General features: G+C 62.0%; 18 protein-coding genes. 12 read left to right on the forward strand and 6 right to left on the reverse strand.

The annotated features are described in order from the left end of the window. Positions 1 to 25 precede the first annotated feature (25 nt). The 4 genes from AC1D2N_RS18290 to AC1D2N_RS18305 all read right to left on the reverse strand — a co-directional run bounded on the left by AC1D2N_RS18290 (position 26) and on the right by AC1D2N_RS18305 (position 3665). Entirely contained in the window at positions 26 to 1036 is a 1011-nt protein-coding gene (locus AC1D2N_RS18290; RefSeq protein WP_130748199.1) for a GlxA family transcriptional regulator, read from the reverse strand. Further along, complete coding sequence (locus AC1D2N_RS18295) at positions 1033 to 1611, reverse strand: isochorismatase family protein (protein WP_018245925.1); 579 nt, start codon at positions 1609 to 1611, stop codon at positions 1033 to 1035. The genes AC1D2N_RS18290 and AC1D2N_RS18295 overlap by 4 nt, the downstream gene beginning before the upstream one ends. A 123-nt stretch (positions 1612 to 1734) precedes the next feature. Continuing rightward, positions 1735 to 2517 carry a FadR/GntR family transcriptional regulator gene (locus AC1D2N_RS18300; protein ID WP_020493439.1) on the reverse strand — a complete coding sequence of 261 codons (783 nt, stop codon included), beginning with the start codon at positions 2515 to 2517 and terminating at the stop codon, positions 1735 to 1737. A 140-nt stretch (positions 2518 to 2657) separates the two neighbouring features. Beyond that, a complete protein-coding gene (locus tag AC1D2N_RS18305) occupies positions 2658 to 3665 on the reverse strand; it encodes a LacI family DNA-binding transcriptional regulator (RefSeq protein WP_130748200.1) in 1008 nt (335 codons plus the stop codon). Between the two features lie 210 nt (positions 3666 to 3875). Here AC1D2N_RS18305 and AC1D2N_RS18310 point away from each other — a divergent pair, with 210 nt between their 5' ends. The 6 genes from AC1D2N_RS18310 (at position 3876) to AC1D2N_RS18335 (ending at position 11689) form a co-directional block, all read left to right on the forward strand. Then, entirely contained in the window at positions 3876 to 5195 is a 1320-nt protein-coding gene (locus AC1D2N_RS18310) for an alpha-L-fucosidase (RefSeq protein WP_130748201.1), read from the forward strand. 50 nt (positions 5196 to 5245) lie between these two features. Beyond that, on the forward strand, positions 5246 to 6469 hold the full coding sequence (locus AC1D2N_RS18315; protein ID WP_131705605.1) for an ABC transporter substrate-binding protein: 1224 nt from the start codon (positions 5246 to 5248) through the stop codon (positions 6467 to 6469). An 82-nt stretch (positions 6470 to 6551) separates the two neighbouring features. Next, entirely contained in the window at positions 6552 to 7526 is a 975-nt protein-coding gene (locus tag AC1D2N_RS18320) for a carbohydrate ABC transporter permease (protein ID WP_018245920.1), read from the forward strand. Further along, complete coding sequence (locus AC1D2N_RS18325; protein ID WP_018245919.1) at positions 7516 to 8400, forward strand: carbohydrate ABC transporter permease; 885 nt, start codon at positions 7516 to 7518, stop codon at positions 8398 to 8400. The genes AC1D2N_RS18320 and AC1D2N_RS18325 overlap by 11 nt, the downstream gene beginning before the upstream one ends. Before the next feature lie 198 nt (positions 8401 to 8598). Continuing rightward, positions 8599 to 9528, forward strand: a complete 930-nt coding sequence (locus tag AC1D2N_RS18330) for a substrate-binding domain-containing protein (RefSeq protein ID WP_018245918.1) — start codon at positions 8599 to 8601, stop codon at positions 9526 to 9528. Between the two features lie 16 nt (positions 9529 to 9544). Continuing rightward, positions 9545 to 11689 (forward strand): methyl-accepting chemotaxis protein, encoded by a 2145-nt coding sequence (locus tag AC1D2N_RS18335; RefSeq protein ID WP_026230470.1) that lies wholly within the window; start codon positions 9545 to 9547, stop codon positions 11687 to 11689. A 72-nt stretch (positions 11690 to 11761) separates the two neighbouring features. On the opposite strand, the gene AC1D2N_RS18340 is transcribed toward AC1D2N_RS18335, so the two are convergent. Then, positions 11762 to 13024: a DUF3422 domain-containing protein gene (locus tag AC1D2N_RS18340; protein WP_131705606.1), complete on the reverse strand. Its 1263-nt coding sequence runs from the start codon at positions 13022 to 13024 to the stop codon at positions 11762 to 11764. 245 nt (positions 13025 to 13269) lie between these two features. Continuing rightward, positions 13270 to 14553, reverse strand: a complete 1284-nt coding sequence (locus AC1D2N_RS18345; protein WP_032994176.1) for an ABC transporter substrate-binding protein — start codon at positions 14551 to 14553, stop codon at positions 13270 to 13272. A gap of 190 nt (positions 14554 to 14743) precedes the next feature. On the opposite strand from AC1D2N_RS18345, the gene AC1D2N_RS18350 reads away from it, so the two are divergent. Genes AC1D2N_RS18350 through AC1D2N_RS18375 form a run of 6 tightly spaced genes read left to right on the forward strand, consistent with a single transcriptional unit; the run spans position 14744 to position 22878 of the window. Further along, a complete protein-coding gene (locus tag AC1D2N_RS18350; RefSeq protein WP_130729582.1) occupies positions 14744 to 17266 on the forward strand; it encodes a hypothetical protein in 2523 nt (840 codons plus the stop codon). A 16-nt stretch (positions 17267 to 17282) separates the two neighbouring features. Continuing rightward, positions 17283 to 18377, forward strand: a complete 1095-nt coding sequence (gene bglB / locus AC1D2N_RS18355) for a beta-galactosidase BglB (protein WP_017991433.1) — start codon at positions 17283 to 17285, stop codon at positions 18375 to 18377. Further along, complete coding sequence (gene pglB / locus AC1D2N_RS18360; RefSeq protein WP_130729583.1) at positions 18374 to 19738, forward strand: polygalacturonase PglB; 1365 nt, start codon at positions 18374 to 18376, stop codon at positions 19736 to 19738. Before bglB ends, pglB begins: the two co-directional genes overlap by 4 nt. Next, positions 19726 to 20832 carry an ABC transporter ATP-binding protein gene (locus tag AC1D2N_RS18365; RefSeq protein ID WP_130729584.1) on the forward strand — a complete coding sequence of 369 codons (1107 nt, stop codon included), beginning with the start codon at positions 19726 to 19728 and terminating at the stop codon, positions 20830 to 20832. The genes pglB and AC1D2N_RS18365 overlap by 13 nt, the downstream gene beginning before the upstream one ends. 2 nt (positions 20833 to 20834) lie before the next feature. Beyond that, entirely contained in the window at positions 20835 to 21830 is a 996-nt protein-coding gene (locus AC1D2N_RS18370; RefSeq protein ID WP_112907214.1) for a carbohydrate ABC transporter permease, read from the forward strand. Between the two features lies 1 nt (position 21831). Beyond that, positions 21832 to 22878, forward strand: a complete 1047-nt coding sequence (locus tag AC1D2N_RS18375; protein ID WP_003562795.1) for a carbohydrate ABC transporter permease — start codon at positions 21832 to 21834, stop codon at positions 22876 to 22878. Positions 22879 to 22978: the final 100 nt, after the last annotated feature.

Here is a 22978-nt window from a genome sequence, read left to right on the forward strand (position 1 = left end):
GATCTGGTGACCGGTGGTGAGCAGCCTATGAACCTGCGGGCAGCCTTGCCCGCGCCGCGCTCGGCGGGCCGTCATTCAAACGGTTCCAGGCGCGGCGGAGCTGCCGCGCCGAGCCGAAGCCGGCGCGCATCGCGACGACCTCCATGTCCAGCCGCGAACCAGAGAGCATCTCGCGGGCAAGAGCCACGCGCATGCGGTTGACGAAATCCGTAACGCTCATGCCCGTCTGCTCGTTGAACAGCCGTGAAAGGTTGCGCGGGCTGGCGCCGCTGAGGCGGGCGAGGGAGGCCACCGACCAGTCCTGAGTGGGGTTGGCGACCACCGCATCCTGTGCACGGTGAATGACCGGGTGAATATGGTTGCGACCTTCAAGCCAGGGCGAAAGCTGCGGATCCGAGCCGCCGCGCCTGAGATAGACGACAAGATATCGCGCCACCGCAAGCGCGCAGGCATGCCCCGCCGCTTCGGCGACGATATGCAACATCAGGTCTATGCCGGCGGTGATGCCGGCACTCGTGAGGCGGTCTCCGTCCTCGACATAGAGCCGGTTGTCCCGGACGCGCGCGGTGGGCGCGAGCCTGATCAGATCTTCCATACAGCCGTGATGGGTGGTGCATTCGCGACCGTCGAGCATTCCGGCCTCGGCAGCGAGCAATGCGCCCGAGCAGATCGAAGCCAGTCGAATTCCCGGACGGATGGCGCGCTTCAGCCATGCGATAATGGCTGCCTGGTCAGCGCGTTCCTGTTTGTCCCACGGACGACTGTTTGCCATCGGGGCGTCGGCGCTGCCGGCAATGACGACAAGCGCGCTATCGGGCAAGCGTTCCGGCAATGCGACGACACCCGTAACGGCAAGACCGATCGAACTGCCGACCGTCGCTGATGGGCCGATATAGGTGACGGTAAAGCGGACTGTGCGCTGTTCGAGGTTCGCCTTGCGCAGCACTTCGATCGGGCCGGCGACGTCGAGCAGCAGCACGCGCGGCGGCACGACGACGAAGACCGGGATATCGAAGGGCTGCGCGGCGTCCGTCATGCGGCGAGTGACTTTTCGCGCCCCGCCAATGCCTGTTCGACAGTCGCGATCCGAGCGAAACGGCCTGAGAGGACCAGTTCGGTCCGGTCCCGGATTTCCCTTGCGCTCCAAGTGCGTCCCGTTGCGTCGGTCATCGGGAAGGTCAGGGTCGCTTCGCCGACATAGTCGACCTGATAGCCGAGATCGGAGGCGTGGCGGGTGGTGGTCTCGCAGCACTGTTCCGTGCGAATGCCGGAGACGAGGATACGACGGACGCCGTTCTCGGTCAGCCACACGTCGAGACCGGAACCGACCAGGGCGCTGTGGCGCCCCTTCCTGAACGTCGCCTTGGGAGTGATCCTGAGCGGGGCGAGTGTGCTGACGAATCCGGATGCTTCCGAAAACGGCCCGTTTTCATCGACATGGAAGATCTGGATGATGGGTATTCCATCGGCTTCCGCGCCGTCGATCAGAGCCTGCTGACGATCGATGTAGGCGGAAGCGAGGTTTTCATCCCAGTAATCGCGTTGTCTGAAAGACTCTTGGGCGTCGATAACGAGAAGGACAGTATCATGGCCGGACATTTTTTGCTCCATGGCGGTTGATCATGAAGCCATATTCGGCAATTTGATGGTACGAGAAAATGCGCGCACCGGACAAATAGCGGACAATTCGCGCCAATCGCTGCGGACGCTTCCAGACAGTTCCGGGATCAACTATCAGCTCGTAAAGCTTCGCAGATCCTTCAGCAGGTTGCGGTACCTTGCCTGGCTGCCGACCAGGTGCTCACGCATGGCGTTGCGGGCAGCCTGATCGTCCCTGTCGGAGATGGCGATGACGATCGCTTCGTGCTCCCTGTGTATCAGCTTTCGGTAGGCGGTCTGCTCGGCTGTCCTTGTTTCAGGGACCAGCCGCGACTGCGGGATGATCGCCGAGCCCTGGGACTCCAGGAACTGCCGGAAGAGCGGATTGTTCGTGGCTTCGGCGATGGCGGCATGGAGTTCCAGATCCGCCTCGCGAATGGAGTGATCGCTCTCGATGCACAGGAGGATTTTCCGGTGGCATTCGAAAATCGCCTCCTCCTGCGCGGGCGAGCGGCGCAAGGCCGCAAGACCGGCGGCTTCGATTTCGACAGGCGTTCTGATCTCGAGCACTTCCAGATCGGAAACAACGCGGGCCTTGTCGGCTTTCCCAGCGGAGAGAACCGGATCGGCGCCGAGGACGAAGATACCCGCTCCCTGACGCACCTCGACAAGCCCGTCGGAGCGAAGCGCGGCCACGGCCTCGCGCACGACGGTGCGGCTGACGCTGTGCGTTTCGGTCAGTTCATGCTCACTCGGAAGCTTGTCGCCGGCCGAATACTGGCCGCTCAATATGGCTTGCCGGAGGCTTTCGCCGACCTGTGAGACCAGCGACCCGGAGCCTTTGCTGCGATCCTTCATCTGCATAGCCACGCACGCCCCCGCATCGGCTTTGATCCGCATGCCGTTCAAACGCGGCATTGCGAAATTCACAATTCATCACACATGTATGACAAATTTTTCCGACTTTCAATGCATAACGGCCGGCCAGTGAAAATCCGGCACTGCGCTTACATCTCTCGACGCGGCTTTCGCATATGCGTGAGGACCGGTGGAAGCACTCACAGCCGCCTGGTCGATTCCCCGCGCACGAATCTCGGCGTCAGGATGAAATCCTGCGGCGGTGCGGCGGCGCCCTCCGGGCTTGCTATTCTAGCCAGCAGACGCTGCGCCGCCAATTCCCCGAGCTTCTGCGCATCCTGCACCACCATGGTGATGCGGGGCGTGATGACATTGCTCCAGGGCACGTCGTCGACCATCGCTAGCGACACGTCGTCAGGGCAGCGGAAACCCATCTCCTGCATCACCTGAAGTGCTGCGAGGCCTGTCATATTGTTGGCGCCGATGATGGCGGTCGGCCGGTCGCGGCGGGTCAAGAGCCGCATCGCCTGTGCATGGCCGCCGGTCCTGGTGTAGCCGCCTTCGGCCACCAGCGAAGGATCGATGTCCACACCGGCGCCGGCCATCGTGTTCATGAAGCCCTTCAGGCGCTCGTCGGCAGTGTGCAGGCCGCTCGGCCCGGAGATGAAGCCGATGCGCCTGTGGCCGAGCTGCAGCAGATGTTCCGTCAGGATGGTGGTGGTCAGCGGATTGTCGGAGCCGACAAAATCGCGCTCGGCGCCCTCCACTTTCTGGTCGAACATCACGATCGGAGTTTTGAAGTCGCGCAGGAATGTGGCGTACTCCTCGCCCCGCCCATTTGCCGCCAGCGCAATGCCGGCGATCTTCTGCGCCTCCAGCCGCTCCAGCAGCGCCCGTTCGAGATCGGCCCTGCCGGAGGAGTCGGCGATGAGGACGAAATAGCCGTGGTCGAGCGCCTGGTGCTCGATCTCTCGCCGGATGTCGCCGAAGAACATGTTTCCGAGATTGGCCGAAACGAAACCGATCAGCGAACTGCGTCCGCGCGCCAGCGTCTGGGCCACCGGGTCGATGCGGTAACCGGTCGATTTTATCGCCTGCTGGATGCGGTCAAGGGTCTCGGCGCCGACCCGCTTCGGGCTATTGAGCGCCAGCGAGACGGTCGAGATTGAAACCCCCGCAAGGCGCGCGACATCTCGTATGGTGGTCATAACGATCGAACCGGTTCTAATGTCTTGTTATGTCCGATTTTATTGGTCGGCGCAACATGCATGCTTCAAATCGCCTGTTTTGCAGGGTTTGCTTTTCTGATCTTGTGATCGCGAATTTCGGCTTGACAGATATAGGATCAGGCGAGATGATCATTTACCGAACCGGTTCGATATGACGTTCAGCCGGAAAACAGGGAGGAGAAACCTGTCATGAGTTCGGAACGCCAGCCGGAAAATCCGGCATCGGGAGGGGCGGGCAAACACGCCTGGTTCAGCCAGGATCGCCTGGGCATGTTCATCCATTGGGGCCTCTATGCCTTGGGAGCCCGGCACGAGTGGTTGAAGAACCGCGAAGAGCTGACCGACGACCACTACCAGCGCTATTTCGACAATTTCGATCCCGATCTCTACGATCCCAAGGAGTGGGCGCGGCGGGCACGTCTTGCCGGCATGAAATATGTCGTGGTGACGACCAAGCACCACGAGGGTTTCTGCCTCTGGGACAGCAAGGTGACGGACTGCAAGGCGACGAACACGCCCTGTGGCAAAGATCTGCTGACGCCGCTGGTCGACGCCTTCCGCGCCGAAGGGCTGAAGATCGGCTTCTACTATTCGCTGCTTGACTGGCACCATCCCGATTTCCCGATCGACGTTCACCATCCGCTACGCAACCATCCCGACGCCAAGGCGCTGAACGCTGGCAGAAACATAGCCAACTACGCTGCCTATATGCGCGAACAGGTGCGCGAGCTTCTGACCGGCTTCGGCCGCATCGACATCATCTGGTTCGATTTCAGCTATCCCGGGCGCGAATATCGCGGCCTGCCCGGCAAGGGGCGCGCCGACTGGGAGAGCGAGCGCCTGGTTGATCTGGTGCGCGAGCTGCAGCCTGAGATCATTGTCAACAACCGCCTCGACCTGCCGCCCGGCAACCTGCCTGACGTCACGACGCCGGAGCAATATACGCCGCGCGTGGCCCCCGCCATCGCCAGCCAGGGGGTACTCTGGGAAGCCTGCCACACCTTCAGCGGCTCCTGGGGTTATCACCGCGACGAAGATACCTGGAAGAGCCCGGAACAGATCATCCAGTTGCTGATCGATTCCGTCGCGCTCGGCGGCAACCTGCTGATGAATGTCGGCCCGACCGGCCGGGGCACGCTCGATGCGCGCGCCATCAGCGCGCTCGAGGTCTATCAGAACTGGATGGCCGTCAACGGACGTTCCATCTATGGGGCAGGGCCCTCCCGCTATCCGGTGCCGGCTGGCTGCCGTTATACCCAGCGCGGTAACCGCCTTTATCTGCATGTTTACAACTGGCCTTACCGCCACATCCACATCGAAGGTCTCGCCGACAGGATCGCCTATGCGCAGTTCCTGCAGGACGCCAGCGAGGTGCACTGGCTGAGCCATACCAAGGATGTGGATTCCAATATCGGCGTGACGGTGCCGGAAGGCATGATCACGCTCGAACTGCCGGTCCGGCGCCCGGACGTTACCGTGCCGGTGATCGAGATCGTCCTGAAGGCGTGAGCTCGATCGCACTCGCGTGTCCTTTGCGTTCATGGAGGGAGGAGAAACCCATGAAGGTTCTGCAGAAAACGCTTTTGCTTGCCGCTATCGGCAGCAGTCTTTTTGCCACTGCCGCATCGGCCGAACAGGTCAACCTGACCTGGCAGATGTGGACCGGCTCCGAAACCGACACCAAGAGCTGGCAACACCTGGCAGAGATGGTGACCGCCAAGTATCCCGACATCAAGGTAACGCTGACGACGACGGGCTGGGTCGATTATTGGACGAGGCTGCCGGTGCTGGCGGCATCGGGCCAACTCGCCGACATCGTTTCCATGCAGTCGCTGCGCATGCCGAACTTCTATTCGCTGCTCGAGCCCCTGAATGACCGGATCGAGGCTGACAAATTCGACGTCGGCGCCTTTACCCCCTCGATCATTGGCGGCATGTCCGTCGAAAAGCAGCTTTACGGCCTGCCCTACGATGTCGGTCCGTGGGTCATCTATTATAACCAGGACGCGCTCGAAGCCGCCGGCGTTCCGCTGCCGAAGCCGGGCTGGACGCTTGCCGAGTTCACCGATGCCGCCAAGAAGCTGACGAAGGACGGCAAGTATGGCTTCGGTATCACCCCGACCAACTATTCGGTCCTGGCCGCGGCCTGGGGCGATAAATACGTCAACGATGCCGGCGAGCTTGACTTGACCAGTGCGAGTGCAGTTGCCGCCGCCGAGAGAGTGGTCGGTTTCGCCGCCAAGGATAAGATCGCGCCGTTGGTTCCCTCGGGTGGCGCAGATCCCGGTGATGTCATCCAGGGGCGGTTCAATTCGGGCAATGTCGCCATGTATATCGACGGCCCCTGGTCGATCATCGGCATGAAGGATCAGGCCAAGTTCAAGATCGGCCTCACCACCCTGCCGCGCGATGAGGGCGAACTTTCCGCCGTCACCGCAGGCTCCGGTTTCGGCATCGCCACGACGAGCAAGAACAAGGATGCTGCCTGGAAGGCGATCCAGGTGCTGACCAGCCCTGAAGCCTTATCCTATCTCGCCGAGCAGGGCCGTGCCCTGCCGGCGCGCACGGCGTCGCAATCCGCCTGGTACAAGGTGGCGGCCAAGGACATCACCAATGGCGGCGAGGCCATCGACTATTCCCTGGCGCACTCCGTGCCCTACGTGATCACCAACAACTGGGCGGCGGTGGAAAACCTGTTCAACCAGTATTTCCCGCCGGCTTTCGCCGGCAGCGCCGATGCCAAGCAGACGATGGAGTCTATCCAGAGCCTTGTACAGCAATAGAGCCAGCGCGTCCGACAGGACGCGCGGTCGCTTTGAAATCTGCGCATGATCCTATCGGAAAATCGATTCCGATTTTCGGGTCATGCGCCAGCTCGCGCTGCGGCAGGTCCTGCCGCGCATGGAGGAAGACATGTCGCAAAGCGCTGTTGCCGCAGTTCCCTTGCAGCCCGGTCAGCCACGGCGCTTCCTGAAGCCGGAGACGCAGACAGCCATGCTGTTCCTGCTGCCGAGCTTCCTCGGCTTCATGGTCTTCATGGCGCTGCCGATCCTGGCGTCGCTGGCGCTCAGCTTTACCAATTGGCAGCTGATCTCGACGCCATCCTTCGTCGGCTTTCAGAATTATATCAGGCTCTTCACTGTCGATCCGGCCTTCTACACCGTATTGAGCAACACGCTGTTCTTCGCCGTCGAGTATCTGGCGCTGAATATAATCGTCTCGCTGACGCTCGCGGTCTGGATATCGAGCCTGAAGCGCGGCAAGGCGATCTTCCGGGTGATCTTCTTCCTGCCGACCTTCACGCCCACCATCGCCGCATCGGTGGTATGGCTGCTGATCTTCACGCCGGACGGGCTGGCCGACAGCATCATCCGCGCGCTCGGCCTCGGTCTGCCGAATTTCCTGTTGAGCTCGAGCTGGGCCATGCAGGCGGTCGTGCTCGTCACCCTGTGGGCGAATGTCGGCTACAACGTTGTGATGTTCAACGCCGCGCTCGACCTCGTGCCGAAGCATTACCTCGAGGCGGCGACGATCGACGGTGCCAATGCCTGGCAGCGCTTCTGGCGCATCCGCCTGCCGCTCATATCGCCGACCATCTTCTTTGGCACCGTGATGACGGCGATCACCTCGCTGCAGGTCTTCGACGAGATATTCGCGATGACGCGCGGCGGCCCGGGCTCGGCGACGGCCACGCTCGGTTTCGCCATCTACCAGAAGGGCTTCACCAACTTCCAGATGGGCTATGCCTCCGCATTGGCCTGGGTGATGTTCGTCATGATCATGGCGCTCACCATCCTGCAATTCCACATGCAGCGCAAATGGGTGCATTATGACGATTGATCCGACCTCACGGCATCCGCATTCCGTGTCCCAGCATCGTCACCGCATATTGCGGCGCGTCGGCGCCTTCGTCAGCTACACGGCACTTTCGCTGATCGCGCTGCTTTTCCTCTTCCCCTTCTTCTGGATGGTGTCGAACGCGGTGCGCTCCAATGCCGAGGTGATGGCCGTGCCGGTCCGCATCTTCCCCGAGGAGTATCGTTGGGGAACATTCGTCGAAGCCCTGGTTTCCCTGCCGTTCGGAACCTTCCTGTTGAATTCCTTCGTGGTCGCCTGCGGCGTCACGGCGATCGTGATTGCGGTATCCTGCCTGTCTGCCTACGCTTTTGCCCGGCTAAAGTTTCCCGGCCGGGAGGGGTTGCTGCTCACCTATCTCAGTACGCTGATGATCCCGCAGGTGATGCTGGTCATCCCGCTGTTTCTCATCGTCAGCAAGTTCGGCTGGATCAACACCTATCACGGCATGATCCTGCCGGTCGCCTTCAGCTCCTTCGGCACCTTTCTGCTGCGACAGTTCATCCTCGGCATTCCCAAGGATCTCGACGAGGCGGCGATGATGGACGGGGCTTCGCGCCTGCGCATCCTGGTCACGGTCATCGTTCCACTTGCCATGCCGGCCATCGGCCTCTTGTCGCTGTTCACCTTCATCGCGCAGTGGAAGAGCTTCCTCTGGCCGCTGATCGCCACCAGCGGCGTTGAAAAAGCCACGCTGCCGCTCGGGCTCACCCTGTTCCAGACACAGCAAGGCACCGCGTGGAACTACATCATGGCGGGTGCGACGATCTCCATGCTGCCGGGCGTCGTCCTGGCCATCGTGCTGCAGAGGGTGATCTACAAGGGTATCACCGTCAGCTCCGGCTTTGGTGGACGCTAATAGTTAAAAAACAAAGATTTAAGCGCATCGCATCAAGTTTGTTGTGATGCCCTTCAAGTCCGCTCGGTTGCCGCCCAAGAAGGCGCTCGTGCCGTCGCAAACATATCATCGCGCTTAACTTTTGCTTCCGGCCGAAAAGTAAAATTTAACCAAAATTTGAAATAACGCATTTCATATCCGAATTGTGCAGGGGAATTCATGAAAACGGCCACGCTTGCATCCATCGCCTTGGCGATATCGATCTCTGCTGCCCATGCCCAGACGATCGGGGTTTCGATGTCCGATCTCGACAAATTCAGAACGGTGCTTCTCAACGGCGTCGTCTCGCATGGGCAGACGATATCCGGCCTCAAGCTCGTCACCGAGAATGCCAAGGGCGACAACGAAGTCCAGAAGCAGCAGGTGCAGAAGCTCATTGCCGACAAGGTCGACGCGATCATCCTTGCGGTCTCCGATGGCGACCTCGGGCCGCAAATGACCAAGATGGCGGCAGATGCCGGCATTCCGCTGATCTATATCAACAACGTTCCTTCCAACCTGTTGGACCTGCCGGACAATCAGGTGGTGGTCGCCTCCAACGAGAAGGAGTCCGGAACGCTGGAGACCAAGCAGGTCTGCGCGCTCCTCAAAGGCAAAGGCCGCGTCGTCGTGCTGATGGGCGAACCCTTCCACGCGGCGGCCCGCGCCCGCACCCAGGACATCTCCGACGTCATCGCCACGCCGGATTGCAAGGGCCTTCAGATCGTCGAGCGGCAGGCCGCCTATTGGTCGCGCGATTATGCCGACCAGCAGATGCAGGAATGGTTGTCGGCCGGCGTCAAGTTCGATGCGGTCATCGCCAATAATGACGAGATGGCGCTCGGCGCGATCCGGGCCATGAAGAAAGCCGGCATGCCGATGAAGGATGTCGTCGTCGCCGGCGTCGATGCGACCGACGACGCGCTCGCCGCGATGGTGGCCGGCGATCTCGACGTCACCATTCTCCAGAGCGCCGTCGGGCAGGGCGCTGCCGCTGTCGATGCCGCCGTCAAGCTGATCCGCAAAGAGAAGGTGCCGCGCGAAAACAACGTTCCCTTCGAACTCGTCACACCTGAGAACATTGCCACCTATCTGCCGAAGAGCCAGTGAGCATAAGAGGACTATGATGTTGCATATCTGGAATAAATTCGGCATTCGCGCGCAGATCACCTCCGGCTTCGTGCCGCTGATCCTGTTGATGAGCCTGCTCACGGTTAGCGCGATCTCGGGCATGAACGGGCTCGCCTCGATCTTCGCGTCCTATCGCGCCACGGCTGGTCAAAGTCTCGCCATCTCGGACTACAGCGACCAGCTGAACGAGATTCAGATGTCGGCGGAAGCCTTCCGCTCCACGCCGACGCAGGATGTCGTCGACCGCTTCCGCGCCGGTGTGAAAGCGTTCGACGCCGACGACCCGCGTTTTGCCGGCAACAAGGACCTGCAGTCCGGCCTTGCGGCGATCCGCCAAGACATTGCCGCCTACGGCAAGGCTTTCGAACAGATCGTCTCCCTTCAGGCCAGGCGTGACGCCTTGATTTCCAAGGTCACCGAATTCGGCCCCTGGACCAGCATCGCGCTCAACGACGTCGTGCGCAGCGCCTGGCGCCAGAACGATGTGGCCCTGTTGCAGATGACGGCGGCGACGCTGGAGGCTTTGAACCGCAGCCTCTATTTCTCCGAGCGCTTCGTGCATTCCAACGATTTTGCGGCCTATGACACCGCGCAGGCGGCACTCGCCGAAGCGGTCACGCTCAACGAAGCCGCCGCCAAGGCCGCGAAGAACGAACTGCAGAAGAAGCGCCTGATGGGCGCCGGCCAGCTCATGCAGAACTACACCGCCCGTCTCGGCGACATGAAGGACGTCTTGCAGGCCTCCGGCAATATTCGCCAGACGCAGCTCAGCGTGCTCGCTCCGAAAATATCAGGCGGCTTCAAGGACCTGCAGGCCACCGTCACGGGCGCGCAGAAGACGCTGGACGGTTCGGTGGACGCAACGGTTGCCTCTGCGACCAGCACGACGCTGGTCATCAGCGGGCTGCTGATCGTGATCGGTCTCGTCCTTTCCTATTTCGTCGGCCGCCTGATTTCCTCTGCGGTCCGTAACATGGCGCAGTCCATGGAGCAGCTTGCCCGCGGCGAGGAAGGGATCGTGATAACGGGCGTTGAGCACCGCCACGAACTGGGGGCCATGGCGCGTTCGCTGAAGGTTTTCCAGGAAACGGGGCGCGCCAAGCTGATCGCGGAAGCCAATGCCGAACGCGCCCGCCTGGCCGCCGAGGAAGAGCGGCTCCGCCAGGAGGCCGAGCGGCTCAGCGATGCGCAGGTGATGGAGCATGCCTTCCGCCAGATTTCCGTCGGGCTGGACGCGCTTTCCAAGGGTGACCTCACTGTCCGCGTCGGCGAAGTCGACCATCGCTATGTCAGGATCCGGGATCATTTCAACAATTCGGTCGCGAGCCTCGAAGAGGCGGTCGACTCGGTCATTCGCGCGGTCGCCACCATCCGGTCCGGCCTTGCGGAAATCTCCACGGCGTCCAACGATCTCGCCCGCCGCACCGAGCAGCAGGCAGCCTCGCTGGAGGAGACCGTCGCGGCGCTGGGTGACGTGACCCGCGGCGTCAACGGAACGGCGGAGGGTGCGAGCCGCGCCCAGGGAGTCGTGGCAACCGCCCGCACCAATGCCGAAAAGGGCGGCGAGATCGTTGCCCGCGCCATCGACGCGATGACGGAAATTCAAAATTCGTCGTCGAAGATCGGCAACATCATCAGCGTCATCGACGAGATCGCCTTCCAGACCAACCTGCTGGCGCTGAACGCCGGGGTGGAAGCGGCGCGCGCCGGCGAGGCAGGCAAGGGCTTTGCCGTCGTCGCACAGGAAGTCCGCGAGCTCGCCCAGCGCTCCGCCAACGCGGCAAGGGAGATCAAGCAGCTGATCTCCACCTCCTCGGCGCAGGTCAAGACCGGCGTCCAGCTGGTGGGTGAATCCGGCCTCTCGCTCGAACAGATTGTCGAGCAGGTCACCGCCATGAATGCGACCGTGGCCGAGATCGCCGTTGCCGCCCGCGAGCAGGCGACGAGCCTGCGCGAGGTCTCGGCAGCCGGCGACCAGATGGACAAGGTGACGCAGCAGAACGCCGCAATGGTCGAAGAGACCACGGCGGCCGCCCAGAGCCTGACACATGAAACCGAAAGCCTCGCCGAGCTGCTGCGGCGGTTCAGGACGGGCAGCGGCCGGGCGTCGGAGCATCGCCACTACGCAATGGCATCCTGACGTTCTGCCGATACAGGCAAGAAAACGCCGTCGCCTCGAAAGGGCGGCGGTGAGCGAATGTCTGGCGTCGCTTCAGTGGCTTCCGGATGCCGGACCGGCGGAGTGGCCGGCAATGCTCTTGCGAACATGACGAACCGCCGTCCAGACGGCAAAGAGCACGAGCGGGATGGCGCCGAGAACGGCGAGCTTCGCCATGTGCGGATCGACACCCAGTTCGGAAATACTTTCGAGGCAGATCTTCGCCAGGCCGACGGTGTAATAGGTGATGGCGATGACGGAGAAGCCTTCGACCGCCTGCTGGATATGAACCTGGATGCGCGCCCGTTCTTCCATCGACGTCAGCAGCGACGCGTTCTGATCTTCGAGCTGAACCTGCACGGTGGTTCTAAGGAGGTCTCCAGCCAGGCTGACGCGTTCGGCCAGTTCGTCGAGGCGGCGTTCAGCGGCTTCGACCGAGCGAACGGCTGGTTGAAACCGCCGATCGATAAAGGTGCCGAGCCTCTGGCGCTGCTCGACGCGTTCCTCACGAAGCTCCGACACTCTGCTCGCCACGATCTCGGCATAGGCTTTCGTCGCGCCGAAGCGGTGGCGGGCGAGGGCCGAGAAGTTGAGAACGTCCGAAGAGAGCCTGGTCACCTCGGAAAGCAGCGCCTTGTCGACCTTGATCGCACTCTGCATATGCGCGATCAGCAGGTCGAGGCGCCGGTCGAAGATGGAGAGCTTCGACACCGTCTCGCGCGCCATCGGCAATGCCAGCAGCGCCATCATCCGATATGTCTCGATCTCCAGGAAACGCCTGACCATGCGGCCGGTGCGATAGGCATTGAGGTTGCGGTTGAAGAACAGAAATTCGACGAAACCGCTGTCGGTCAGCCGGAAGTTCGAATGCACTTCCGCATCGCCGCCGCCGACCTGAGAGGCGACATAGTCGAGCCTCGGTTTTTCCGGACGCTGCCCGTCCTTCTCGTCCCGCACCAGCACCCGAACGGCCGCGATGATCTTCCCGTCGATCTGGCGGCAGCAGGCCTGAAAGGCTTCAGGCGGATTGCTGCCGGGTTCGGCCGACGCGGGAACGACGAAGGTCAGGGTGAGGAACTCGGTATGCGCCTCCCACTTCAGCCGGCCGTCGCCGATGCGGCCGATGCCGTGGTTGCCCTCGCGGGTCGTGGAGACATCCTCCAGTCCCGGCAGGGAATTCGGTATCTGAGGAGGGGCATTTTCTCCGACGATAGCGACGTGCCACACATCCGTGTCGCCATCGAAGTAAAGCGACGGCCGCGCGTGGAGCTCGTTGTGAAGTTCCCTTCGCAGCGGATGCTCGGAGCCCATCGGCATGGAAATGCACCTCTATAAGGTAGACAGTCGCTGGGTCGCCGGACGTAACCGGGTTGCCGGCATGTGTGAGTTGACCATGGCGCCCGCGAGCCGGCGAAGGCTGACAACGCCTATAGCCTCTCCCGAACCGGATGTCACGACGCCTTCGCCAGCGGAGGCGCCATGCACGAAACGAAAAAGCCACGGCCCTGTTGCGAGGCCGTGGCTGCTGCATGCGCGCATTGTGCGGGACAACGCGTGACCGGTTACTTGGCGGCGAGCGCCTCGTTGACCTTGTCGACGTCGGCACTCATAGCCTTGAAGGTCTCGTCGAGGGAGAGTTCGCCGACGATCAGCTGGCTCATCCTCTGAACGATGAGCTGATAGATGGCGGAGGATCCCTTGAGACGTTCCAGGTCCCGGGCTGCCTGCGGCACGCTATTGCGGCTTCCGAGGAAGACGGCCATCGCCTCCTTGGCATTCTTGCTCTCGAGCTTGTATTGCGGGTCCTTGATGTCGGCGCCCGTCAGGATGACGTAGTTTTCAGCGATTTCACGCTGGACCTTTTCAGAGCCAAGGAATTCGATGAACGCGGCAACGGCCTCCGGAGACTTGGTGCGCTTGAAGCCGACGATCGCGGTGCCACCCGGCATCGCATAGCAGCCGGCATCGCCGCACGGCGCGCTGATCGCCGTCCAGTCGAAGGCGTCGCCGATCTTCTTCTGGAACGGATTGACCATCCAGTTGCCGGCGAGATAGGTCACGACGTTGCCGTTGACGAACTCGTCACCCATGTTCTTGTACTGGGTTCCGCCGGCAGCACCCCACATTTCCTTCGGGAAGGAGCCGTCCTTCGTCCAGCCGTAGAGATCCGTGACATAGCGCTTGGCGGCATCGTCGGGGAAGAAGAACTTGCCGTCCTTGACGTAGTTCGAGCCGTAGGAGAATGCCGCGCCGGAGAAGCGATGGCCCGAGCGATCCATCGTGAAGGGGATCTGGGCACCGGTCGCCTTGGCAACACGCGCCGAAGCTTCGACGATGTCCTTCAGCGTGGCGGTGGGCTTCGGAAGCGGTTCGCCGGCCTGTTCGAACAGCGTCTTGTTGACGAAAGGCAGGTTGAAGGTCTGCGACGCGATATAGCCGTTGATCGACTGCGGATCGTTGACGCCGGGGAAGCGAAGTGTGTTCAGGCTGTCGCCGTGCAGCTTGGCGAAGCCATCCGGGTCCTTCATGTAGGGACGCATGTCGAGGTAATAGGGGGCAAGCTGCCAGTCAGTGATCTTGGCGATGTCAGGGCCTTCGCCGACGGCAAGCTGTACCGGCAGCTGCTTGGCGACCGCATCATAGCCCGAAGAGACGAAATTGACCTTGATGTCTGGATGCGCCGTCTCGAATTCCTTGCTGAGCGCTTCCATCCGCTCGACGTAAGCCTGGTCGTCGTCGGTGAACAGAAAGGTGATTGTCTTGGTTTCCGCCATGGCCGCGCCGGACCATGCGAAAGAAGCGGTAGCCAGCGCCACTGCGAGGGCACCTGAAAGATAGGTTTTCATTTTCATCCTCCCATGAAAACATTTTCATCAATCGCGGCCTCGGCCATCGATAAATCAATTTCATATACTTGACATTCGTTCCGTCAAGCTATTTTCTGCGGCAATAGCGATGTTTTTGAGCAATTTGCAAAAATAGCGCGCACAAAAACCTAATGAAAATATTTTCATAGGATTGCGGAGGAGGCGGTCTGTGAAAACGGAATGTATCAAGCAGCCGGACGCTATGGCGCCAGCATACAGCGTGGCTGCGGGGCAAACGATCACGGCATGGGCCGTTTCCGGCCTCATCGCCAGCTATTTTCCCGGCGAGCCCGCGCCGGCCGAAGACCGCGTGAACTATCGTTTCATCAACGGTTTCGTCGATGTCGGCGACCTGCCCTGCCGCAAGGCCTTCTGGTCCACCATGGTGGGGCGGCCGCTCTCGCGCGACACCTCCTGGCCGACCGAAAGCCTCAATCTTCCCGGCTCGAACCGCCGCGTCGAGTTCACCGGCTTCTGGCATGTGCCGACGCATCTCAGGCGATGGCTGAAGGGCACGTTCAGGACGGAGACTGCGCGAACGCTCAATCTCAGACTGAAGACCTGCGGCGGCGTTCGCATATGGGTCAACGGGCAGGAGGCGGTGCGCTTCGAACCCTTCAAGCGCAATGTCGAGAGCGCGACCGACATAAGCCTGTCCCTTGAAACTGGCGACAACCAGATTCTCGTTCACACCGAAGACCTGGCCGAGCGCGACACGACGTGGTTTTTCGAGCTCGAGATGCTGGACGAGGAGCCGCTCTGCGTATTGTTGCCCGTATCGCTGGATCAGAATGAGGTCCGCGAGCTGGAGGCCCTTGCCCGTGGCGTCCGCCCGGCCCGCGACGTCTTCGTCAGTCAACCGCTGGAGATCATATTCGGCACCGCGCCCGAACGCGACTTGCCTGTCGAGATCAAGGTCATCGGCCATGGTCACGAACGGCCCGTTCTCGCGCACTCCCGATTGACGCTGCGCGCCCATCAGAGCAGCCTCACGGCCGACGATGTCTGGAACATTGCGGACGGTTATCACGGCGTCCACATGACGATCGGCTCCGGCACGGGCTCGGTCACCCGCGTCATCGATGCTGCCTTCATGAGCAGCATTTCACCGTTGCCATCAGAGGCATCGCTCGCCGCCCGCAAGCGGCAGGCGCTGGAATACAGCGCCCGCTTCGGCGCAAACCGCGTCGGGCGCCTCATTGCGATGATGGAAACCGGTCACCACGACCTGGAAAGCTTCGACCGCATCATCGACGCGACGCTCGCCTCCATCGATGCGCGGGAGGATTGCTCGGATTTCATCATGGTGCCGCTCTTGTGGCTGCTCGGCGCCTATGCCGACCGGATGCCCGATGCCGTGGTCGCTCGCATTCGGCATTCCGTTCGCTCCTATCGTTACTGGGTCGACGAGCCGGGCAACGACGCGATGTGGTTCTGGAGTGAGAACCATGTGCTCTGCTTTCACACGAGCCAGCTGCTGGCGGGACTTCTTCTGCCCGACGAGGTGTTTTCAGCCTCGGGCCGGACGGGGCGGCAGCAGGCGGAAATCGCCGGCGAGCGGCTCGGGCGCTGGTTCGACAGCGTCGAAGCCCATGGATTGGCGGAGTGGAACTCGGCGGCCTATTACCCGATCGACTTCATTGGCCTGCTGGCACTGGAGCGCTGGGCCGAGATGGCGATGTCAGCGCGCGCCCGCGCCCAGATCGATCTCATCTTCCGCATGATCGCCCTGCATACGCTCGCAGGTGTTCCGGCCGGATCGCAGGGGCGCGCTTACGACAAGGAGCTGCGTGCCGGCCCGCTGACCGAGCTTGCGCCCTTCGCCCAGGTCGCCTTTGGAACCGGCTGGCTGAACAACGGCGTTGCGGCATTGACCATGTTCTGCGCCGGCGGCTACGAGCCGCCCGCCGATCTGGCCGAGCTTGCAGCGCTTGCGCCGGGAAGATGCGTCGAGGCGCGCTATAGCCAGGGCCTCGAGAGCGGAAAACTCGTGCTGTTCAAGAACGAAGCGGCGCAGCTTTCGACCGTCGTCGATCACAAGACCGGCCTGAAGGGGCACCAGCAGCATGTCCTCGACATCCGGCTGGCCGGCCACCCGATGGCAAGGTTGTGGGTCAATCATCCCGGCGAGGACGATCCCTGGGGCAATCAAAGGCCATCCTATTGGGCCGGCAACGGCATCCTGCCGCGCGTTGCCCAGCATCGCGACGTCGCTCTGCTGGTCGAGGACACAAGCGACGCACGCCATGCATGGACGCACGCCTATATCGGCCGCGACGGCCTGGACGATCTCATCATCGAAGACAAGTGGCTCATCGCGCGATCGGGCAGGGGATTTTCCGCCCTCTGGGCGTCGAACGGGCTGGAGCTGATCACCGACGGCCCGACCGCCGGCCGCGAGGCACGCTCCCACGGACCGCTTTGCGGCTGGGCTGGTATCGTCGGATGCGGCGATGGCGACGCTTTCAAGGCATTCACCGAACGCCTGTGCCGGACGACGGTTTCCTTCGATCCCGGGCTTCGGCGCCTCTCCCTGACGCCGCCGGGTGGCCCGGCGATCTGCCTGTCCTATGCCGACGGTCTTTCGATCGGCGGCGAGGCGAGGCCCTTCACCCACGATCAGCCGCACCCGATCCTCACACACGACAGTGCTGCCTCCGGCGCCGGCACTGACGGACCCTTCTACTCTTGAAACATAGGTCTCCAGCATGAACACAACATCTGTCGATAACGCCGCGCTCCTGACGACGATCGATCGCGTGGCAACGGCTTTCAGCCGGCTCAGGGGCATCAAGGAAGGTCTCGTGACGGGAAATTCCGCCTCCGGAATCCAGTTCGACGAATGGGACTGGGAAGTCGGCGTCGGTCTCTACGGCTTCCTGCGGCGCGCCATTTCCACCAATGATCAGAAAGCGCTGCAGGAACTGGTCGCCTGGTATGCCGGACAGATCGAACGCGGGCTGCCGCCGCGCCAGATCAACAGCACGGCGCCGATGCTGCCGCTAGCGATCCTCGTCCAGCATGTCGACCGTCCGGATTTTCGCGCTCTCGTCGAGGACTGGGCGGAATGGCTCGTCAAGGAACTGCCCAAGACCGAGGACGGCGGCTTTCAACACGTCGTCAAGGAGCGCCTCAACGACGGCGAATTGTGGGACGATACGCTGTTCATGGCCTGCCTGTTTCTCGCCCGGGCCGGCGTGCTCTGCGAACGCAGTGAATGGATCGACGAGGCCGTCTATCAGTTCGTGATCCACACCCGTTACCTTTCCGATCCGGTCAGCGGGCTCTGGTATCATGGCTGGACCTTCAACGGGCGGCACAATTTCGCCAATGCGTTCTGGGCGCGCGGCAACGCCTGGATCACGGTCGCCATCCCCGAGCTCTTCGATCTCGTTCCGACGCTCGGCGAGAAGGACCGGCGTTTTCTGTCGAACGTCCTCGTCAGCCAAGTGCGCTCCTTGAAAGCATACCAGCGGCCGGATGGCATGTTCACCACGCTTCTGGACGATCCGTCTTCGCCGTTGGAAACCTCGGCCACGGCGGGCATTGCCTATGGCATATTGCGGGCCATCGATGCCGGCATTCTCGACAAAGACGACAGGGCCTATGCGGAGCGCGCGCTTGCGGCGGTGTTGGCGCAGATCGACGAAGAAGGCGTCGTCCACGGCGTGTCGGACGGCACGCCGATGGGCCATGACCTCGATTTCTACAGGCGCATCCCCAACGTGCCGACGCCTTATGGCCAGGCGCTGACCATGCTGCTCCTGACGGAAGTCTTTCTCGAGAACGGCGAGCGCCAATGAGCTCGGTGTCTCTTGTCGCGATCGAGCCGGCGAAGGGCGACGATACGGTCCGCCTGCAGGCGGCCATCGACGGCTTGTCGGCTTCGGGCGGCGGACGCGTGGAGCTCACGGCCGGTATCCATGTCTGCCGCGGGCTCCAGCTCAAATCCGGCGTCGACCTTCATCTGGCCGCCGGCGCGATCCTCCGTCCCGTTCCGGATTATGCCGCCTACACGCATACGAGTGTTTCGGTGATTGCCGAAAAGTCGGATCGCGGCATGATCGTCGCCAAGGATGCGCGGCGGATCAGCCTGACCGGGGCGGGTCGCATCGAAGCCGGTTGCGATAGCTTCATTGTGGGGGACGACGAGACCGTCGGAACCTTCATCCCGGCCGAATTTCGGCCCCGCGTTGTAGTGTTCGAAGGCTGCGACGAGGTCGAGATCAGCTCCATCCATATCAGCCGCTCGCCGATGTGGACGTTGCACTTCGTCAACTGCACCGATGTCGCCGTCAGGAACGTGACCATCGACAATGACCGCCGCCTTCCCAATACCGACGGCATCGTTCTGGATGCCTGCCGCGGCGCCGTCATCGAGGACTGCCGGATATCGACGGCCGACGACGGCATATGCCTGAAGACGAGCATCGGTCCTGATCGTATCGCCATCGGGCGATGTGAAAACATTCTCGTCCGTCGCTGCTCCGTCCAGAGCCTCAGCTGCGCGCTGAAGATCGGCACCGAAACGCATGGCGACGTCACCAACGTCGTGTTCGAGGATTGCAGCGTCTCATCCTCCAACAGGGCGCTCGGCGTCTTTTCGCGCGACGGCGGCCGGATATCCAACGTCAGGTTTTCGAGAATTGCGGTAGAGTGCCGCGAGACCCCCGATGGTTTCTGGGGCTCGGGGGAGGCGCTGACCGTCAATGTTGTCGACCGTGTCACGGAACGCACGGCGGGCGCCATCGAAAATCTCGTCGTCGAGGACATAACCGGGCGGATGGAGGGGGCGATCACAGTCATTTCGACCTCGTCGGCCGGCATCGGCAACGCATCGCTGGCACGCATCGCCTTGGACCAGCAGCCAGGGCAGCTCGGCACCGCGCGGTCCTACGACCTGCGTCCGACAAACGCGGACCTTTCCCCGAAAGCCGATGGCGGCGGCCGCGCCAATGCCTGGACCCGCGGGTCGGACGGCCGGGTGATCGGTCTTGAGCACTATCCGGGAGGAATGCCGGCCGTCTACGTGGCGGGGGTCACCGGGGTCTTGATGAACGAGGTGCGGATCACAAGGCCGACACCGCTGCCGCAAGGCTGGAACAAAAACGACGCCGTCTTCGAAACGGCGGCACCTGATGGGAGTGGGGCATGGCAGAACTGAAACTTTCCAACGTCAACAAGTCGTACGGTTCGGTCAAAGTCCTGCATGATGTCGAACTCGATATCAAGGACGGCGAGTTCGTCGTCTTCGTCGGTCCGTCGGGATGCGGCAAGTCGACCTTGCTGCGCGTCATCGCCGGCCTCGAAGAGGTGACGTCGGGCGCAATCGCGATCGGGGCGCGCGACGTCAGCGCGCTCTCACCGGCCGAGCGCAAGATTGCAATGGTCTTCCAGTCCTACGCGCTCTATCCGCATATGAGCGTTCGCAAGAATCTCGCTTTCGGCCTGGAGAACCTGAAGTTCAAACGCGCCGAGATCGAGGCGCGGATTGCCGAAGCTGCCAGGATGCTGGCGATCGAACCCTATCTGGACCGACGCCCGAAGCAGCTTTCGGGCGGCCAGCGCCAGCGCGTGGCGATCGGCCGGGCCATCGTGCGCGAACCGGATATTTTCCTCTTCGACGAGCCGCTGTCCAATCTCGACGCGGCGCTGCGCGTCCAGACCCGGGCCGAGATCACCAAGCTCCACCGCGACATCAAGACGACGATGATCTATGTCACGCATGACCAGGTCGAGGCGATGACGATGGCCGACAAGATCGTCGTGCTGCGCGCCGGGCGGGTCGAGCAGGTCGGAGCACCGCTTGATCTGTTCGATAGCCCGCGCAATCTCTTCGTCGCAGGTTTCCTTGGCTCGCCGCGCATGAACATCATCAAGGGCAAGGTATCAGGCATCGACGAAAGCGGCGTCGCCATCGATGTCGGCAATGGCGGCAAGATCGTCAGCGACGTCGATCCTGCCGGTATTGCGGTCGGCCAGGCCGTTCTCGCCGGCATCCGGCCCGCGCATTTTTCACGCTCCAGCGAGCAAGGCCTGCCGTTCATCGTCCAGTATCACGAGGGCCTCGGCACCGAGACCTATGTCTACGGCAACCTTGCAGGACAGGACGAGCAGATCATCATTCATGAGGCCGGGCATTTCGCGCCGGCGCCTGGGGATCATATCCTGATCGACGCCGCCCCGGGGCGGGTTCATCTGTTCGATCCCGAAAGCGGCCTGGCTTTTGCCCGGCGGCCCGGACAGGGGAGGCGCTGAACATGGCGGCGCTCAAGGCAGGTGCATTGCTGTCCCAGGCAGGCGAAGCGGCGATGAGGGTGGTCGAAGCCCCGATGAATGCGATCGAGCGCATCTTCGGCCGCAAGCGCATGCCATGGCTGTTCCTGGCGCCGAACCTCGTTCTGTTCGCCATCTTCACGTTCCTTCCGATCGCGATCGCGATTGGTTACGCCTTCACCGGCGGCACCAATCTTTTCGTGTCGGAGCGCCCCTTCGTCGGCTTGGACAATTTCCGCACGCTGCTTTCCTGCGGCAATTATCTGCAGCCGGGAACCTGCCAGGAATCGCTGTTCTGGACGGCCGTGTGGAACACGCTCTGGTTCGTGGCGTGCAATGTTGTCGCCACATTGCTGGTGGCGCTGATCACGGCGCTGATCCTCAATCGGGCGATCGTCGCGCGTGGTTTTTTCAGGGCGATGTTCTTCTATCCCGTCTTGCTGTCTCCCGTCGTCATCGGCCTCATCTGGAAATGGTTCCTCGATCGCAACGGGCTGCTGAACGCCTTCTTCCAGATGATCGGCGTTCCCCCTGAAATCTTCCTGCTCGACGTCGGCTGGTCGCGCTTCTTTGTCGTCGTGGTATCGGTCTGGTTTCACATGGGCTTTTATACCCTCATCCTCCTCGCCGGCCTCCAGGCCATTCCGAAGGAGCTCTACGAGGCTGCTTCCATCGATGCCGCCTCGCCACGCCGCACGCTTTTTAGGATCACGCTTCCCCTGCTGGCGCCGAACCTGCTGGTCGTGTTCATTCTGTTGATGATCAAATCCGTCCAGATCTTCGACGAAGCCTGGGTTTTGACCAATGGCGGGGGGCCTGGCACGGCCAACAGCTTCATCGTCCAATATATCTACCAGATGGCGTTCGGCAGCGATCTTCGCCTCTTTGGCCTTGCATCCGCGGCATCGGTTCTCATGGGGCTGGTGCTTCTGGTTCTCACCCTCATACAGCTGCGCATCGGCAAGCGAATGGAGTCCTGAGATGAACCCGATCAGCTTTTTCACGCGCACACGCCGGGCCGGACGCATCGATATAACCGACATATTGTCATGGGTCTGGCTGATCGGCGGAACCTTCGTGGTGTTGCTTCCGGTCCTCTGGGCAGGCCTCTCCTCGCTGAAGCCGGCCGCCGAGATCACCCGGTTTCCGCCGACGCTGCTTCCCCGGGCCGCCGTCGAACAGACCGTGCCCGGCTTCGACAAACCGCTCAGCCTCTGGCAGGTTACCGTCGACGGCCAGCAGCGTGAAATGGCCATGGTCCGCCGCATCGGCCTCAAAGCCCAGATGGTCGACCCTGCAAATCCGGGACCACCCGTCAGCGTCGACGTCAAGGGGATGACGCCGGTGCAGAAGCTGACGGTCGCCACGCAAAATTACACCGATCCGCTGACGCGCTTCAACTTCCTGACCTTCCTCAAGAATTCGGTGTTCGTCACCTTCGTCGCAACGCTCCTGACGCTGATCGTCAACGCCATGGCGGCCTTCGCCCTGTCGAAATACAAATTTGCCGGTGATACGACGGTCTTCGTCATCATCATTTCGACTTTGATGATCCCGCTCGCCGTCGTCATGGTGCCGGCCTATCTCGTCATCGTCGGGGTCGGGCTTGCCGACAATCTCTGGGGCGTCATCCTGCCGACAGTCGCCTCTCCGACCGCCGTCTTCCTGCTGCGGCAATATATGCTGACCATACCCGACGAGCTGATAGAGGCGGCGCGCGTCGATGCGGCGAGCGAATTCTGCATCTTCTGGCGCATCATCCTGCCGCTGACGGCACCGGCTCTCGCGGTGCTGGCGATCTTTTCGGTGCTCTGGCGGTGGAACGATTTCCTCTGGCCGCTCATCGTCCTCAACAGCCGCGAGAATTTCACGCTGCAGGTCGGTTTGAACGCGTTTCAGGGCGAGTTCTCGGTGCAGTGGCACTATATCCTGGCGATGACGTTCCTCAGCCTGCTGCCTGTCACCGTCGTCTTCCTGTTCCTGCAGAAGTACATCACCACGGGCATCGCCGGAACAGGCATGAAATGAACGGCGAGGCGGGGAGAAAGATCTCTTCGCAACCGCCGAAAGAACCCATATCGCCTCTTCCTCCCGGCTGGAGCGCGTCGCATTGAACTTGTTTCATGCG

The sequence above is a fragment of the Rhizobium sp. P1_B8 genome (assembly GCF_056406515.1).

Excerpts from the sequence above, each read along its gene's own strand:
- AC1D2N_RS18325 (WP_018245919.1), top strand. The coding sequence starts at position 7,516 with ATGACGATTGATCCGACCTCACGGCATCCGCATTCCGTGTCCCAGCAT.
- AC1D2N_RS18335 (WP_026230470.1), top strand. The coding sequence starts at position 9,545 with ATGTTGCATATCTGGAATAAATTCGGCATTCGCGCGCAGATCACCTCC.
- AC1D2N_RS18305 (WP_130748200.1), bottom strand. The coding sequence starts at position 3,665 with ATGACCACCATACGAGATGTCGCGCGCCTTGCGGGGGTTTCAATCTCG.
- AC1D2N_RS18290 (WP_130748199.1), bottom strand. The coding sequence starts at position 1,036 with ATGACGGACGCCGCGCAGCCCTTCGATATCCCGGTCTTCGTCGTCGTG.
- pglB (WP_130729583.1), top strand. The coding sequence starts at position 18,374 with ATGAGCTCGGTGTCTCTTGTCGCGATCGAGCCGGCGAAGGGCGACGAT.
- AC1D2N_RS18320 (WP_018245920.1), top strand. The coding sequence starts at position 6,552 with ATGCGCCAGCTCGCGCTGCGGCAGGTCCTGCCGCGCATGGAGGAAGAC.
- AC1D2N_RS18340 (WP_131705606.1), bottom strand. The coding sequence starts at position 13,024 with ATGCCGATGGGCTCCGAGCATCCGCTGCGAAGGGAACTTCACAACGAG.
- bglB (WP_017991433.1), top strand. The coding sequence starts at position 17,283 with ATGAACACAACATCTGTCGATAACGCCGCGCTCCTGACGACGATCGAT.
- AC1D2N_RS18295 (WP_018245925.1), bottom strand. The coding sequence starts at position 1,611 with ATGGAGCAAAAAATGTCCGGCCATGATACTGTCCTTCTCGTTATCGAC.
- AC1D2N_RS18375 (WP_003562795.1), top strand. The coding sequence starts at position 21,832 with ATGAACCCGATCAGCTTTTTCACGCGCACACGCCGGGCCGGACGCATC.
- AC1D2N_RS18315 (WP_131705605.1), top strand. The coding sequence starts at position 5,246 with ATGAAGGTTCTGCAGAAAACGCTTTTGCTTGCCGCTATCGGCAGCAGT.
- AC1D2N_RS18300 (WP_020493439.1), bottom strand. The coding sequence starts at position 2,517 with ATGCCGCGTTTGAACGGCATGCGGATCAAAGCCGATGCGGGGGCGTGC.
- AC1D2N_RS18330 (WP_018245918.1), top strand. The coding sequence starts at position 8,599 with ATGAAAACGGCCACGCTTGCATCCATCGCCTTGGCGATATCGATCTCT.
- AC1D2N_RS18310 (WP_130748201.1), top strand. The coding sequence starts at position 3,876 with ATGAGTTCGGAACGCCAGCCGGAAAATCCGGCATCGGGAGGGGCGGGC.
- AC1D2N_RS18345 (WP_032994176.1), bottom strand. The coding sequence starts at position 14,553 with ATGAAAACCTATCTTTCAGGTGCCCTCGCAGTGGCGCTGGCTACCGCT.
- AC1D2N_RS18370 (WP_112907214.1), top strand. The coding sequence starts at position 20,835 with ATGGCGGCGCTCAAGGCAGGTGCATTGCTGTCCCAGGCAGGCGAAGCG.
- AC1D2N_RS18365 (WP_130729584.1), top strand. The coding sequence starts at position 19,726 with ATGGCAGAACTGAAACTTTCCAACGTCAACAAGTCGTACGGTTCGGTC.